Source organism: Chitinophaga rupis, assembly GCF_900109685.1.
Taxonomy (GTDB): domain Bacteria; phylum Bacteroidota; class Bacteroidia; order Chitinophagales; family Chitinophagaceae; genus Chitinophaga; species Chitinophaga rupis.
The window spans coordinates 346203-360635 of record NZ_FOBB01000006.1 but is presented as its reverse complement, the minus strand read 5'-3'; the positions used below and the strand labels follow the sequence as shown (position 1 = coordinate 360635).

13 protein-coding genes are annotated in these 14433 nt (G+C 47.9%); 4 read left to right on the top strand and 9 right to left on the bottom strand.

The genetic code is table 11. From position 1 onward, the window contains the following. The first annotated feature begins 30 nt into the window (after nt 1–30). The 3 genes from BMZ54_RS22700 to BMZ54_RS22690 all read left to right on the top strand — a co-directional run bounded on the left by BMZ54_RS22700 (nt 31) and on the right by BMZ54_RS22690 (nt 4027). On the top strand, nt 31–1527 hold the full coding sequence (locus BMZ54_RS22700; protein ID WP_162277648.1) for a glucosaminidase domain-containing protein: 1497 nt from the start codon (nt 31–33) through the stop codon (nt 1525–1527). Between the two features lie 82 nt (nt 1528–1609). Continuing rightward, entirely contained in the window at nt 1610–2149 is a 540-nt protein-coding gene (gene hpt / locus BMZ54_RS22695; RefSeq protein WP_089917718.1) for a hypoxanthine phosphoribosyltransferase, read from the top strand. 111 nt (nt 2150–2260) lie between these two features. After that, nucleotides 2261–4027, top strand: coding sequence for a YfbK domain-containing protein (locus BMZ54_RS22690; RefSeq protein WP_089917716.1), 1767 nt, complete (start codon nt 2261–2263; stop codon nt 4025–4027). A 1-nt stretch (nt 4028) separates the two neighbouring features. Here BMZ54_RS22690 and BMZ54_RS22685 read toward each other — a convergent pair whose 3' ends face one another. From BMZ54_RS22685 to BMZ54_RS22665, 5 genes are all read right to left on the bottom strand, one after another. After that, nucleotides 4029–4418: a helix-turn-helix transcriptional regulator gene (locus BMZ54_RS22685; protein WP_089917714.1), complete on the bottom strand. Its 390-nt coding sequence runs from the start codon at nt 4416–4418 to the stop codon at nt 4029–4031. Between the two features lie 20 nt (nt 4419–4438). Continuing rightward, nucleotides 4439–4630 carry a type II toxin-antitoxin system HicA family toxin gene (locus BMZ54_RS22680; RefSeq protein WP_089917853.1) on the bottom strand — a complete coding sequence of 64 codons (192 nt, stop codon included), beginning with the start codon at nt 4628–4630 and terminating at the stop codon, nt 4439–4441. Nucleotides 4631–4793: 163 nt separating this feature from the next. Continuing rightward, on the bottom strand, nt 4794–5741 hold the full coding sequence (locus tag BMZ54_RS22675) for a class I SAM-dependent methyltransferase (RefSeq protein WP_089917712.1): 948 nt from the start codon (nt 5739–5741) through the stop codon (nt 4794–4796). Between the two features lie 264 nt (nt 5742–6005). Then, the gene (gene dnaJ / locus BMZ54_RS22670) at nt 6006–7166 is read right to left on the bottom strand and encodes a molecular chaperone DnaJ (protein WP_089917710.1); all 1161 of its coding nucleotides are present in this window, start codon (nt 7164–7166) and stop codon (nt 6006–6008) included. Nucleotides 7167–7275: 109 nt separating this feature from the next. After that, entirely contained in the window at nt 7276–7818 is a 543-nt protein-coding gene (locus BMZ54_RS22665; RefSeq protein WP_089917708.1) for a nucleotide exchange factor GrpE, read from the bottom strand. A 257-nt stretch (nt 7819–8075) separates the two neighbouring features. Between BMZ54_RS22665 and BMZ54_RS22660 the strand changes: the two genes are divergently transcribed. Continuing rightward, on the top strand, nt 8076–9248 hold the full coding sequence (locus tag BMZ54_RS22660; protein ID WP_089917706.1) for a class I SAM-dependent rRNA methyltransferase: 1173 nt from the start codon (nt 8076–8078) through the stop codon (nt 9246–9248). A gap of 93 nt (nt 9249–9341) precedes the next feature. Here BMZ54_RS22660 and BMZ54_RS22655 read toward each other — a convergent pair whose 3' ends face one another. From BMZ54_RS22655 to BMZ54_RS22640, 4 genes are all read right to left on the bottom strand, one after another. Further along, entirely contained in the window at nt 9342–9701 is a 360-nt protein-coding gene (locus BMZ54_RS22655; protein WP_089917704.1) for a T9SS type A sorting domain-containing protein, read from the bottom strand. A 141-nt stretch (nt 9702–9842) separates the two neighbouring features. Beyond that, nucleotides 9843–10313: a redoxin domain-containing protein gene (locus BMZ54_RS22650; RefSeq protein WP_089917702.1), complete on the bottom strand. Its 471-nt coding sequence runs from the start codon at nt 10311–10313 to the stop codon at nt 9843–9845. 81 nt (nt 10314–10394) lie between these two features. Then, nucleotides 10395–11432 carry a PorP/SprF family type IX secretion system membrane protein gene (locus BMZ54_RS22645; protein ID WP_089917699.1) on the bottom strand — a complete coding sequence of 346 codons (1038 nt, stop codon included), beginning with the start codon at nt 11430–11432 and terminating at the stop codon, nt 10395–10397. A gap of 31 nt (nt 11433–11463) precedes the next feature. After that, nucleotides 11464–14313, bottom strand: coding sequence for a PKD domain-containing protein (locus tag BMZ54_RS22640; RefSeq protein WP_089917697.1), 2850 nt, complete (start codon nt 14311–14313; stop codon nt 11464–11466). Nucleotides 14314–14433: the final 120 nt, after the last annotated feature.

Genomic DNA, 14433 nt, shown 5'->3' with positions numbered 1-14433 from the left:
TCAAAAATATTTCCCATTAAACTCCTCTTCATGCAAGTAAGAAAATTTTGGTTAGTGGTTAGTTTTCTTATCGGCTGCATGCCTGTGTTGAAAGCGCAAACCATGACAACGGAGCAATATATTGCTACGTACAAGGGCATTGCCATTGATGAAATGCACACCTCCGGCATCCCCGCCGCCATTAAGCTGGCCCAGGGCATCCTGGAAACCCAGAGCGGCAATGGCTGGCTGGTGCTCAACTCCAACAATCATTTCGGTATTAAGTGTAAGAACAACTGGGTAGGCCCTACTGTAAATTATGATGATGATGCCCGCCAGGAATGTTTCCGCAAATACAACTCTGCTGCCGATTCCTACCGCGATCATTCCGCTTTCCTGAAAAATAATCCCCGCTATGCATTCCTGTTCCAGTTTAGCCAGGACGATTATAAATCCTGGGCCTATGGCCTCAAGCAGGCAGGTTATGCTACCAGCAGAACTTATCCGCAGCAGCTGATCAAAATAATTGAAGACTATAACCTGGAGCAATACACGCAGGAAGGTTTAGGTATAGCAAAGTCTGATACCAGACCCGCCAACAATAATACTACCAATAACAATACTTACACCAGCCGCCCGGAACCCGCTGCCAGCAGGCCTTCCACGGCTGCCAATACACCGGCCCAACCGGCCGCCACCATCAAGCGCCCTTCAGGAGTGTTTGAGATCAACGACCGTAAAGTATTGTACCTGCCAGCAGGCACGCCGCTGATACAAATAGCAGACCGTTATGATATACGTTTAAGCCGTTTGCTGCAATACAATGATCTTTCAGAGGATGTACCCCTGCCAAACGACACATACATTTACCTGCAAAAGAAAGGCAAAAAAAGTAAGAACGATTTTCATACCGTAGCCCAGGGCGAAACCATGCACGATGTGGCACAGGCAGAAGGCATTCAGCTGAAATGGCTGCGCCGGCGTAACAAAATGAAAGAAGGGCAGGAGCCCGCAGCAGGTACCAGGCTGGCACTGGATGGTTATGCCAGTGCCACGCCCCGTTTGTCGAAGAATGAGCCTAAAGATGAAAATGCCGGGGAAGACTTTTCCATAAAAAAAGCCGGTAACGATATAGAGAAGGAGATTGCCCAGAACCAGGCCTCCCAGGCGCCCGCCAGAACAGACGGCGCCGCAACCACTTCCCAAAGTGGCGGCATACCGGTAGCGATGGTAGAAGACCTGAAGAAAATGGGCGATGTGAAAATGTCATCATCCGGCGGCAGCCAGGCGCCCCCCGCTATGCCCAAAAGCCAGACACCACCTGCACAGGTAGGGCCGGCCACCACGCCGCCTCCGCCGCCCGCCCCCGCCCCGGCTACAACACAGCCACGCAGCACGGGTATAATGCAGTATCACGATGTACAACCTAAAGAAACCGCCTACGGTATAGCCAAACGTTATAACATTTCCATTGACCAGCTGCAGCGCTGGAACAACCTGCAGGGCACCGATATCAAGATCGGTCAGCGCCTGGTAGTAGGCAAATAACGCCGTGTGCCATACCTTTAAGGTGTAGCACACATACGAGTTGCAACAAATCTAAAATCGTAAATATCAAATCTAAGATCACATGTCCATCATAAAGGTGCACGATAAAGAATTTCAGCCTTACATTGGTGCAGAAGAGCTGCAGCTGCGTATTAAGGAAATTGCCGCACAGATCAGCAAAGACCTGGCCGGCGAAAAACCTTTGTTTATCGCCATTCTCAACGGCTCCTTTATGTTTGCGGCCGATGTGTTCAAATACCTGGATATAGAAGCAGAGATCTCTTTTATTAAGCTGGTGTCCTATAAAGGCACTAAATCCACCGGCAATGTGGTAACCTCCATTGGGCTGGATGAGGACCTGTACGGCCGTACCGTAGTGATCCTGGAAGATATTGTGGATACCGGCAAAACCTTAAACATGTTCCTGCCCCAGCTGCACCACCAGCAGCCGAAAAAGCTGCTGATTGCCGCCCTGCTTACCAAGCCGGAAGCCTTAACCTACCCCATAAACATTGATTACCTGGGCTTTTCCGTTCCCAATAAGTTCCTGCTGGGCTATGGCCTGGACTATGATGGCCTGGGGCGCAACCTCCCGCAGATCTACCAGCTCATAGAACAATGAAGCATTAATAATTAAGAATTAATAATTAAGGATAGTAGCGTAACACGAATGTTTTGCGCTCATTATCACCTTAATTACTAATTATTCATTCTTAATTATTAATTTTAATACATGCGAGTGCTCCTTGCTTTGCTTTGTATATTATCCGCTGTACCTGCGGGCGCACAAACAACATGGGTAACGGGAGCCGTTGAAGATAGCATTACCCATAATCCCCTGCCCGGGGTAACCGTGAGCGTTATGAATGATACAGTGAAGGTCGCCACTAATAAATATGGCCTTTTCCGTATTGTAATACCGCCGGGAGGAACTACGCTTTTATTTGAGCATCCAAAATTTTTCAGCCGCACCATAGCTATAGAAAAATACAGCCGCATGCTGGTAGCCCTTACCCCGCGCGATAAGAATGCTGCTGCAGTGAGCGATATTGCCATGGCCAAAGCAAAGGCCAAAGCCCGCGCTTCACACAGTTCCAATCCTAATTATGGTAATATCGGCATGGGCATCCGTACGTTCTTTGATGAAACGTATGGCACCATCTACGAAAACAAGTTCGTAGCCACCATGAAAAATCCTTCCTCCAACTTTGCGCTGGACGTGGACCGTGCTGCCTACAGCAATATCCGGCGTTTCATACGCCTGAAAGAGCCGGTACCGGCAGATGCAGTGCGTATTGAAGAAATGGTGAACTACTTCCATTATGATTATCCCCTGCCGGACAGCAACCGCCTGCTGGCTATTAATACCAGTTATGCAATATGCCCCTGGGAACCCAAGCATAAGCTGCTGCAGATTGCCGTGCGCGCCAAACAGGTGGATATTAACAGCCTGCCGGCCAGTAACCTGGTGTTCCTCATAGATGTATCAGGCTCCATGGGTCAGCAAAACAAGCTGCCTTTGCTGCAGGCTGCCTTCCGGGTGCTGGTAAATAACCTGCGCCCTAAAGACCGCGTAGCGATTGTAGCCTATGCCGGTACACCCGGCGTAATATTACCGGCTACTTCCGGAACACAGAAAGAGAAGATCCTGAATGCTATTGATTACCTCAGCGCCGGCGGCGCCACAGCAGGCGAAGCCGCCATTAAAATGGCTTACCAGATAGCAGTGGAGAATTTTATAAAGGATGGTAATAACCGCGTGATCATGGCCACAGACGGGGACTTTAACGTAGGCCAAACCAGCGATCAGGAAATGGAAGACCTCATTACGCAAAAGAAGGAGAGTGGTGTACTGCTTACCTGCCTGGGTTTTGGCATGGGCGATTATAAGGATAGTAAACTGGAAGCCCTTTCCAGCAAAGGCAACGGGAACTTTGCCTATATCGATAACCTGGAAGAAGCCAACAAGATCTTTGCCCGTGAGTTTGGCAGCACCCTCTTCACCGTAGCAAAAGATGCCCATGCGCAGGTGTGGTTTAATCCCGAAGTAGTAAAGGCTTACCGCCTGATAGGTTATGAGAACAAATTGCTTGCGGATAATTCCGGTGAGGACGATAATGTTGCCGGTGGTATCATTGGCGCAGGACATTGCGCAGTAGCGTTGTATGAAATTATTCCGCGTGATACTTTACCGTCCGACAGTGCGCTGGGCCAGGTAAAGCTCTGGTACCGCGAGCCTGCGGATAGTAATACCATCACTATGCAGCATGATATTGATGGTAAATACACCAGCTTTGAAGATGCCTCCACCGATTTCCGTTTTGCCAGCTCAGTAGCCTTGCTGGGTTTACTGCTCCGCAAATCCAGTTACCGGGGTGATGGGAGTACCAGCATGGTGCTCAGCATTGCTAAAAGATCACTGGGCGCTGATAACGGCGGTTACCGTAAGGAATTTTTAAAGCTGGTAAAAGAGTTGAAGAAAACAGGGAATCTGAAATAGCTTAAGCAAATTCTAATTGTATGAGCTCCCGGCCTAATGCCCTTACCCCTTCCAGTATTTTATTTGTTTGTTTGGCAGATGGTTTTTTAATGCCGTTAATGTATTGCGATAATAAGGTTTGGTTCATGCCAATGCGCTGTGAAAGTGATTTGGCATTGATCTCTTTATAATATTCAAAAAATTGCTGCAGGTCCAGCATAATAGTAATATCCGCATCAGATAAGGGTTTTAGCCCTTTGTGATTACGATAGAGGTTTAAGGCATCCAGGATATTGCGCCTTAAAGTAGCCATATCTTTACCTGTAGTGCCTACCGGGTTTTTCTCAAAATCATCTGCATAGGCAGAGAAACCGGTAGACGTTTTTTCTACCACAAATACAATCTTCCTCATTACTTTATGTGTTATGTGATTTATAAAAGATCCGCCTGTTTCAGTATTTTAAATGCCAATCCTTTGGCTATTTCAGCTGATCCATGATCCGGAAAAACAATTTCAATACCTGCCTTCTCCGGATGGACTAATATTTTATGGCTTCCTTTTCCTGTTCTGTACACATACCATCCCTCCCTTTTTAAGATCCTTAGCAGCTCGGAACATTTCATCTTCCATACAATTTCAAAGGTAAACAATTCTTTACTATTCCTTTCAAAAAAAGTAAACAATTATTTACCCTCATGGGTTAAGAAATAAAAAAGCCGGACAATGAATGTCCGGCTCCGCTATACTAAATGATTTATAAAAAGAAAAGTCTTAATCCGCTGTTAATCACTTCACTATCTTGTAACATTTCCGGATCATCTTCTGCTGAAAATCAAACGGCAATGTTTGCGAGGTAATATCTTTAATGCTGCTGGCTTGTATCTGCTCCTGCTCCAGCACAAAGCGCCGGTAGTTATTGCTGAAATAAACAATGCCACCCGGTTTGGTAGCTGCCAGCACCTTATTCAGCAGTGATACATGGTCACGCTGTATATCCAGGAAATCCTTCATACGCTTGCTGTTGGAGAAAGTAGGCGGGTCTACTACCACCAGGTCAAAACTATTGGGTGTCAGGGTATCCAGGTATTGCAATACATCCGCGTGTACGAAGTGGTGGGCCTTCATATCAAAATTATTGAGGCGCATATTATCCTCTGCCCAGGCCAGGTAGGTTTTGGAAAGGTCTACCGATGTAACGCTGCGGGCCCCGCCGGCAGCGGCATACACGGAAAAAGAGCCGGTATAGCAGAACAGGTTCAGCACCTGTTTATCCTGCGCTTCGGCACGTACCATACCACGGGTGATGCGGTGGTCCAGGAAAAGGCCTGTATCCAGGTAATCGCTTAAGTTCACCTTAAAATTAAGGCCGGCTTCGTGCACGGTGAACTCATGTTTTTCAAAAGAGAGTTTTTCGTACTGGCTTTGGCGGTTCTCTTTACGCTGCCGCTGTTTAATGAAGATATTTTCAAGCGGCATTTGCAGCACTTTGGCTACCACCTCCATGCAATCATCTAACCATTGCTCATGCGCTTCTTCTTCCATGTTATGTTTGCGGTGGTACTCCGCTACATATACATATTCCTCGTAGATCTCAATGCTGAAGGGAAATTCCGGTATATCATCATCATACACGCGGTAGCAGGTAATGTTTTGCCGCCGGGCTGTTTTTTGCAGGTGGCGGAAAACCTTTACCAGCCGGTTCTCGAACATCGTGAATTTGGAAGCATCCGTCATAGGGGCGCAAATTAGTTAAAATAGTCCATGGTCGATGGTCCATAGTCCATAGCATGGTTCATTTTGAAGAACAGCAAGCATAATATTTACAGGGTGGCCAGCCCTATATATCTGCAATGGACACATCTAAACAAAAACATTATTACCCATCCTGCATCAAAGCCCAACACTACTCAAACATCTAAAAAAACAACGGCTGCGTCAAAACCTGACACAGCCGCTGCTTAAAAAATATATTTCCTCTCCTCACTAATCCATTCGTAATTAACTAAAAATATCCCTCACCTTCTCAAAAAATCCTTTCTCCGACTTCTCGGGGTTGGGCTGAAAGTTATCGGCACTCTGCAATTTCTCCAGCACTGCCTTTTCTTCTGCAGTAAGGTTTTGCGGCGTCCATACATTTACATGTATCAGCTGGTCGCCTTTATCGTAAGAGTTCACAGAAGGGAAGCCTTTGCCTTTCAGGCGGAAGATCTTACCGCTTTGTGTGCCTGGTGGTATCTTAATTTTCGCTTTGCCGTCAATGGTAGGCACTTCTACCTGGGTGCCAAATACAGCATCCGGGAAAGAAATGTGCAGGTCAAAAGCTATGTTCAGCCCATCCCTGTGCAGTTCCGGATGTGGTTCTTCCTCTATCAGTATCAGCAGATCGCCGGGGGCGCCGCCTCTTTCGCCTGCATTACCTTTACCGCTCATGCTAAGCTGCATGCCTTCGCCTACACCGGCTGGTATGTCAATGCTCACCATTTCCTCACCGTACATACGGCCTTCGCCTTTACAATGGCCACATTTGCTGGTAATGATCTGGCCTTCACCCTGGCAGGTGGGGCAGGTGGTCACCGTTTGCATTTGCCCCAAAAAGGTTTGGGTTACCCTTCTTACCTGTCCGGATCCGCCGCAGGTATTACAGGTCTGGAAAGCGTTTTTATCTTTTGCACCCAGCCCGTTACAGTGGGAGCAGGGTACGTGTTTTTTAACCTTTATTTTCTTGTTGGCGCCCTTGGCGATCTCCTCGTAGGTAAGGCGGATCTTTACTCGCAGGTTAGAGCCGCGGGTGCCCCTGCTGCGACGGCCGCCACCGCCACCACCGCGGTTGCCGCCAAAGAAGCTGCCAAAAATATCTTCCCCGAAAATATCCCCGAAGTTGGAGAAAATGTCGTCCATGTTCATACCACCGCCGCCATAACCGCCACGGTTGCCGCCCATGGAGTGGCCAAAACGGTCATATTGCGCACGTTTGTCCGGGTCGCTCAGTACTTCGTAGGCCTCTGCCGCCTCCTTGAATTTTTCTTCCGCTTCCTTGTTATTGGGGTTACGGTCAGGATGGAACTGCATTGCTACCTTACGGTAGGCCTTCTTGATCTCATCCTGGGAGGCTGTTTTGGCCACCGCCAGTATTTCGTAATAATCTCGCTTGGTAGACATGCTTTATCGCTTAAAGCCGGGTTATTACCCGGCATGGTTTGTTGTAGTGTGTATTTTTGTAATTGCGATGAAGGCACACCGGTATAGGGTTATGCCATATCGTCACTCATTATTTTCCTACTACCACCCTTGCATGACGGATCAATTTGTCATTCAGGTAATAGCCCTTTTCCAGCTCATCCATTACCTTTCCTTTCAGCTCTTCGTTGGGGGCAGGGATCTCTGTAATGGCTTCATGCAGGTCTGCATTAAACTCAGTGTGCATGCTTTCCATTGCCTTCAGTCCTTTGGATTGCAGGGTAGATCTCAGTTTATTAAACACCAGCGTTACGCCGTCTTTAACGATATTGATATCCTGGGAAGTTTCCAGTTGTTTTGCAGCCCGGTCCGCATCGTCCAGCACGGGCAGCAGTGCATTGATCACCTCTTTGTTGGCGGTTTGCATCAGCTCTATACGTTCTTTGGCATTCCTTTTCTTAAAATTATCGAATTCTGCCACCAAACGCAGATATTTATCCCGCATTTCATTCAGCTCCTGCTGTTTTTTATCCAGCGCAGCGTCTTCAGCGCTTACGTTCTCCGTATCCACCTGCTGGTTTACGTTTTCCGCCTGCTGACTCTCTGTCTGCATATCTTTTTCTTTTTCTGTCATGATGGTAAAATTATTTGCCTTTAATCTGCAAAGTTACACCGGACAATTATTTTGCCAACGTGGAATCGCGGACAATTTGACACACTCGATTTCAAGATTTACGATTTTAGATTTACAATTTTTGGGGTGAGTCATCGTCAATCTAAGATTACCCCACTTTTAGAATACCCGGTTTTACGATCAATTGCCCGCTAAATCTAAAATCGTAGATCTAAAATCTAAAATCCCTGTACCTTTGCAGACCTTTTAAACTTACAATGACCAAGGTTTTCTTAAAGAAAAAGATCCAGAACCGCGTACTGCAGGGCCACCCCTGGGTATTTGGCAATGAAGTAGCACAGATCGATGGCGCCGTAAATGCCGGCGATATTGTAGATGTATTCACCCATCAGGGCTTTTTTGTAGGCCGGGGGTACATTAATCCCCAATCACAGATCCTGGTGCGCATCCTTACCCGCGATAAGAACGAAACGGTAGATGCCGCTTTCTTTCACCGCCGCCTGCAAAAGGCCTGGGCGTACCGCCAAAAGCTGGGTTATGTGGAGAATTGCCGCCTCATTTTTGGAGAAGCCGATGAAATGCCCGCCCTTATCATTGATAAGTTCAACGATTATTTTGTGCTGCAAACCCTGGCCCTGGGTATGGACCGCTGGAAAGGCGCTATTGTAGATGCGCTCAACAGCATCTTCAAACCTAAAGGCATTTATGAGCGGAACGATGTACCCGTGCGGGAGCTGGAGGGTTTGTCCCAGCAAAAAGGTTTCCTGAGTGAGCCTTTTGATACCAACATTATCATTAACGAGAACGGCTTAAAATTCCATGTAGATATTGTAAATGGCCAGAAAACAGGCTATTTCCTGGATCAGCAGGATAACCGCCGCGCCATTCAGCATATTGCAAAAGGCGCCGATGTGCTGGAAGCTTTTTGTTATACCGGCACCTTCTCCTGTCACGCCGGTTACTACGGCGCTAAAAGTGTGCTGGGGCTGGATATTTCCGAACATGCGGTAAACACCGCCCGCCGCAACGCCCAGCTGAATAACCTGGACCACATCTGCCAGTTCCAGGCGGTAAATGCCTTTGATGTGCTGAAACAATGGACCCGGGAGGAGAAGCAGTTTGATGTAGTGATCCTGGATCCGCCGGCCTTTACCAAAAGCCGGGAGAACATCCAGAAAGCTATTACCGGTTATAAGGAGATCAACCTGCGGGGTATGAAGCTATTGAAACCGGGTGGGTTCCTGGTAACAGCCTCCTGTACCAACCTGGTGCCACCCTCTATGTTCCTGGAGATCATTGACATGGCGGCCAAAGATGCCAAGAAAAAGCTGCGTCAGGTTACTTTCCAGACACAAGCGCAGGACCATCCCATTTTATGGAATATTGAAAATACTACGTACCTGAAATTTCTGATTGTAGAGGTTTCTTAAAGAAGGAAGCAGCAATGTAGATCTTAGATCTTAGGTGTGGGTGAGCGGTTTCATCGGGTATAGGATAGGAAGAAATTGATATACTGCGATCGATTATTTTACGACATTGAACTTTCCGGACTCGATCAGGTTACCATCCCGGTCACGAAGCTGGAAAATATATAACCCGCTGTAATAAGAACCCAGGTCCATAGAAGTACGGCCATTCACGTTCTTCAGCTGATCCATTTTCTTACCCAGGAAGTTGTATACAATAAGATCATATACCTTATCGTTATTATGCTGTTGAATTTCAAAGTTAATCCTGCTGGAGGCTGGATTAGGATATAGCTTAACGATCTTCACGGCTCCCTCGTTCTCCGTAGCAGGGAGAGTTTTAGCCGTTTGCGCGCTGCCGGTAAGGCAGTGGAAACAAAATAGTAAAGTAAAAAAGAGAGTAGAGGTTTTCCACATAATTAGTATAAAAATAAGGATTTTTTTGAATATTTGAGATTTTAATTTCGGTTCATCACCTATGTAAATATAACAAACGGCAGGCCAACTAGGTTGGTCTGCCGTTGTTTTTTGGAAAAATTTAACGCTTTACCAGCCATTTTATTGTAAGGTGCTCAAAGTCTGTTTAATAGCTTCAAAATTTGGTTGGTCACCGGCGCTTTCCAGTACTTCCGCATAACGCAGGGTACCTTCCTTGTCTATCACAAAAGCCGCTCTTTTGGATACGCCTTTCAGGTCCAGCACAAAAGTTTCATAAAAGGCGCCATATGCCTGGGAGGCTTCCTTGTTAAAGTCAGACAGCAGGGGAAAATTCAGCTGCTGCTCTGCCTTAAATTTACCCAGCGTAAAGGGAGAATCTACAGAAATGCCTACTACAGCAGTGTTCAGGCCATTATATACGCTCAGGTTATCCCGTACAGAGCACAGCTCCGCGGTACAAACGCTGGTAAATGCCATGGGAAAGAACAGGATCACCAGGTTCTGGCCCTTAAAATCTTCAAGGGATACCTTCTTCTTTTCAGTATCCGTTAATGTAAATGCCGGTGCTTTACTTCCTACTGTTGCGCTCATATTTAAAATTGTTAGTGGTTAAAGATTAATAAGGCCGTAAAATTACATGAAAGTGTTATTAATCCAAACTCACTGGTTTTATTAAAAATGCGGGCAGTTCGTCATTTCCAGCGTACTGTTCCGGCTGTTCAGGAAGTCCTTGAACACCAGCGATATTTCAAAACCGCCAAAGGTTTGGCTGGCAGTCCGCAGGCTGGATATATTGGCATCATAGCTCATACCTACTTCCCAGCTGCCCATATCCAGCTTCATGGTGGGCACAATGGCATCGTTCCAGCGCAGGAACAAACCGCCGTAAATACCCCGGTCAGATACCAGGCCCTGGTCCAGCAGTCCATAGCCCACCATCGCCCCGCCAATATATTCCGTGTAAGTGCCCTGGTGTAGCTGGTTGTACTGGCCTATTACTTTCACATTCTCAGATACCGGTACGGTAATGCCTGCGTTAAAGGTGAACTTCATATCCAGCTCTATACCTGCATCTTTGTAGAATGATACTTTGGGCCGGTTCAAATGATACGCAGCTCCCCCCACAAAATAGCTTGTATTTTCCCCAATGGTGCCATTATAGCTCAGTCCTATGCCGGCATCCAGGTATGAGTAACCGCGCAAGGCCAGCCGGCCGTCCTCACCGGTAGGGGCATAGGGATCAAAACGCCCGTTCGTATACTGGTTATTGAAAGTAAGATGAGAGGGATCAAACTGCCGCTGTACCAGGCCACCCATAATACCCAGGGATAGAAAGCTGCTTTTATCCGCGCTCAGTGATTTATGAAAGTTCAGCGCCGGCAATACCTGTACGGATTGCAGGCGGGAGGTGCCTGCCCGGTCATAGGATAGCTGCAGGCCCGCTGTTACAAAGTTATTGCTCATACCTACCGGGAACTTCATTTCCCCGCTGAATGTACCGGTCTGGTAAGGAACCGTTACACTGTTCCACTGGTTACGGTACACAGCCTGCACACGCATATCCCCATTGAAAAGGCCAATGAGCGCCGGGTTGCGTAATATGGGTGTTTCGTAAAATTGTGACAAATGTATATCCTGCGCAGTTACGGTTTGCGTAGCATAGGTACCGGTTATAACCATTAGCAGTACACTGCGTAACAGTCTATTCATAGGAATGTATTTAGGTATATTATCGGTTCGGTTATCTTAGTAATGTCACATTTCCTTTCAGCGAAAAACTTTCATTATTGTCGCAGCGGGCTTCTATGAAATAAATATACACATCGGCCGCCTGCGGCTGGTTTTTATAGGTTCCGTTCCATCCGGAGCTGATGTCGTCTATGGCTATATTTTCCCTCTTGAATACCTCTTGTCCCCAGCGGTTAAAAATGCGGAAAGATTTAATAAAGTTAATGCCTTTTCCGCGAGGATAAAAAATATCATTCTCCCCGTCACCATTGGGACTGAAGGCGCTGGGAATGTATACCACGTTTTGGTCACATACCAGATGAATGTCAACCAGATCACTATTGGAGCAGCCGTCTGCATTGGTGCCCTTAACGCTATAGCTGCCGGGTTTATGTACATCTGCCAGGGTAGTGGGGCAGATGGCGCAGTCAATATTTTCAGCGGGTGTCCATTGCCAGCTTACCACATCCGCGCTGCCGGTAGCAGCCAGCGTAATACGGGTGCCTACAGTCACGGTTTGGTCGGGGCCTGCATTTACAGTAGGCAAAGGTTTTACCTGTATGCTCACCTGCTGCGTTTGGCCGGGGCAGGCAGCATCGTTGGTGCCGGTAACGGTATAGGTAACATCCTGCTCAGGTGTGCTGATAGGATTGGCTACATGGGCAGAAGTAAGGCCTGTAGCGGGCGCCCAGCTATACGTGGCAGCGCCGCTGGCTTTTAGCTGTGCGGCAGCGCCTTTACAAAGCACCGTATCTGACGATACGGTGAGCTGCACCTGCGGCACTACTTTTACAGCTACGGAATCTGTTACAAAACAGGCAAAGGCATTGCTGGCCGTTGCGAAGTATTTGGTATCAGTCACCGGATCTGCAATGGTGCTGGCGCAGCCCACGCAGCTCAGGTGATCGTTCGGGCTCCATAACACAGTACCATTTGACTGCGCATTGAGCGTAACGCTATTGCCTTCGCAGATCTTATACTGCCGGGAGGCCATGCTCAGCGTAGGGGTAGGATCTACCGTAAGCTGCTGCGTAAAGGAATCCACACAGTTACGCGCATCCGTTATCACCAGCGTAATAGCCACTGTACCCGCAGGGGAGTAGGTAGGCGTTGGCGGTACTTTTGTGCTGGCCGTCATACCGTTACCTAAAGACCATCGCCAGTTGGTTAAAGGAATATTGGGCCAGGGCTGGGAAGCATCTGTAAACGTAACCGGCTGGCCCACACAGGCCTTGCCAATTATAAAATCCGCCTGGGGCGCAATAATGGTTATGTGCTGTGGTTTCACTACCGTATCATTACAATACACGGCAGGGTCTTTATAGAAAATAATCAGAGTATCCGTATACGTGCCGGTTTGTTCATAGGTTTTATAAATATCCACGGCTGTGGTATCCAGCCGGGTATTATCACCAAAACGCCATGTGTAGTGGTGCACTTGCTGGGAAGGTACATGTAGTACGCCATAACCTATGCGGCTGCCCCGGCATATACTGCTGATGCCTGTACTAAAATCAGCCTGGAAGCAGGATACTGTCTGAAAGTCGCTGCTGGTGCAGGTGCCGGCTGTTTCACGCACGGTTAAGCGCACGGTGTAGTCTCCATTCTGGGTATATACATGCGTGGCATCCCTGGTATATTCCAGCGCGCTGCCATCTCCAAAATCCCACTCATAGGTAACACCGGCAGTAGTGCTGGAGGTATTGGTAAAGGTAAATGCCTTGCGGTTGGTACAGGAGCGGGCAAAGGTGAATTTAGCCGCCGGCCCTGTGATCTGCACGGTTACCGGTACGCTGCCGGCATAACAGCCATTGCGGCCTGCCTTCATTTGCACCTGTATGGTGCCATTGGCCTTAAAACCGTGTGTAATATCGTTCTGGGGTCCTTCCTGGGTAGTGCCATCGCCAAAATCCCAGCTATAGCTGTCTGCATTAGTGGCAGTGGCCAGCAAACGTATGGGCGATCCCGCACAGGCGGTACCCGGTGTAGCGGTAAAGCTAACATTGGCAGGCGGTGTGCCGGTACGTACCAGGCTGCCTGCAGTAACAGATGCGCTGCACCCCTGCTGGGTGGTAGCGGTAACCGTTACATTATAAGCGCCCACACCGGTGTAGTTATGGGCAGTGTTATTAGTGGTGGTAGTTTGTGTGGTGCCATCTCCGAAAGCCCAGGTGTATTGGGCTACAGGATCGTTATTGATGGTAGTAACATTGGCTGCCAGCGCGGCATTCAGCGGTGTGCACCCACTAAGACCGGTGCCGCTGATATTAATAACAGGTACGGCTATATTTATTAAAGCAGGTTTGGTAAGCGTTTGCGTACAGGCGGCAGAGTTAGTAACACTTAGCGTTACATTGAACTGGCCCGCTTTTGTGTAGGCATGTGTGGCGGTAGTGCTGTTAGTGGTTAAAGGCGCAGTACCATCTCCAAAATCCCAGGTGCGCACAAACCCGTCTATTGTATGGTCTGTAAAGGTAGCGGTAAAGGGTTTGCAGCTGGTAGCGGTGTTTACGCTAAAATCCACTATGGGCGATGGTTGTATGGTAATGTCCTTATAATACTGGCTGTTACCGTTGGCATAATGTACGGTCAGGGATACCCGGTAAGTGCCCGGCTGGGCGTAAATATTCTGGGGCGATGCCACATGCGAGGTGGAGCCATCTCCCAGGTCCCAATCGTAAGCTAAAGCGTAACCGGTGCTGGTATTGGTAAAAGTGAGGGTGGTAGGCGCGCACAGGCCCGGCGATGCCGTATAGGTGAAATTTGCCTGCTGGCCGCTTACCTTGTTGCTGTACAGTAGCCCTGTAAATAACAGTGCAAACGGCAGAAAGGCCGTTAAGAATGTAGGCGCTGGGCTTTTCATAGGTATAGTTAATGGCCGTATAATTAACCACAAATTAACTAAAAATAATATATTATATACAATAACTATTAGCCCCGTACGTTGGGCATTGTCTTTTAATGGGTTAAGAAGGGCATTGCC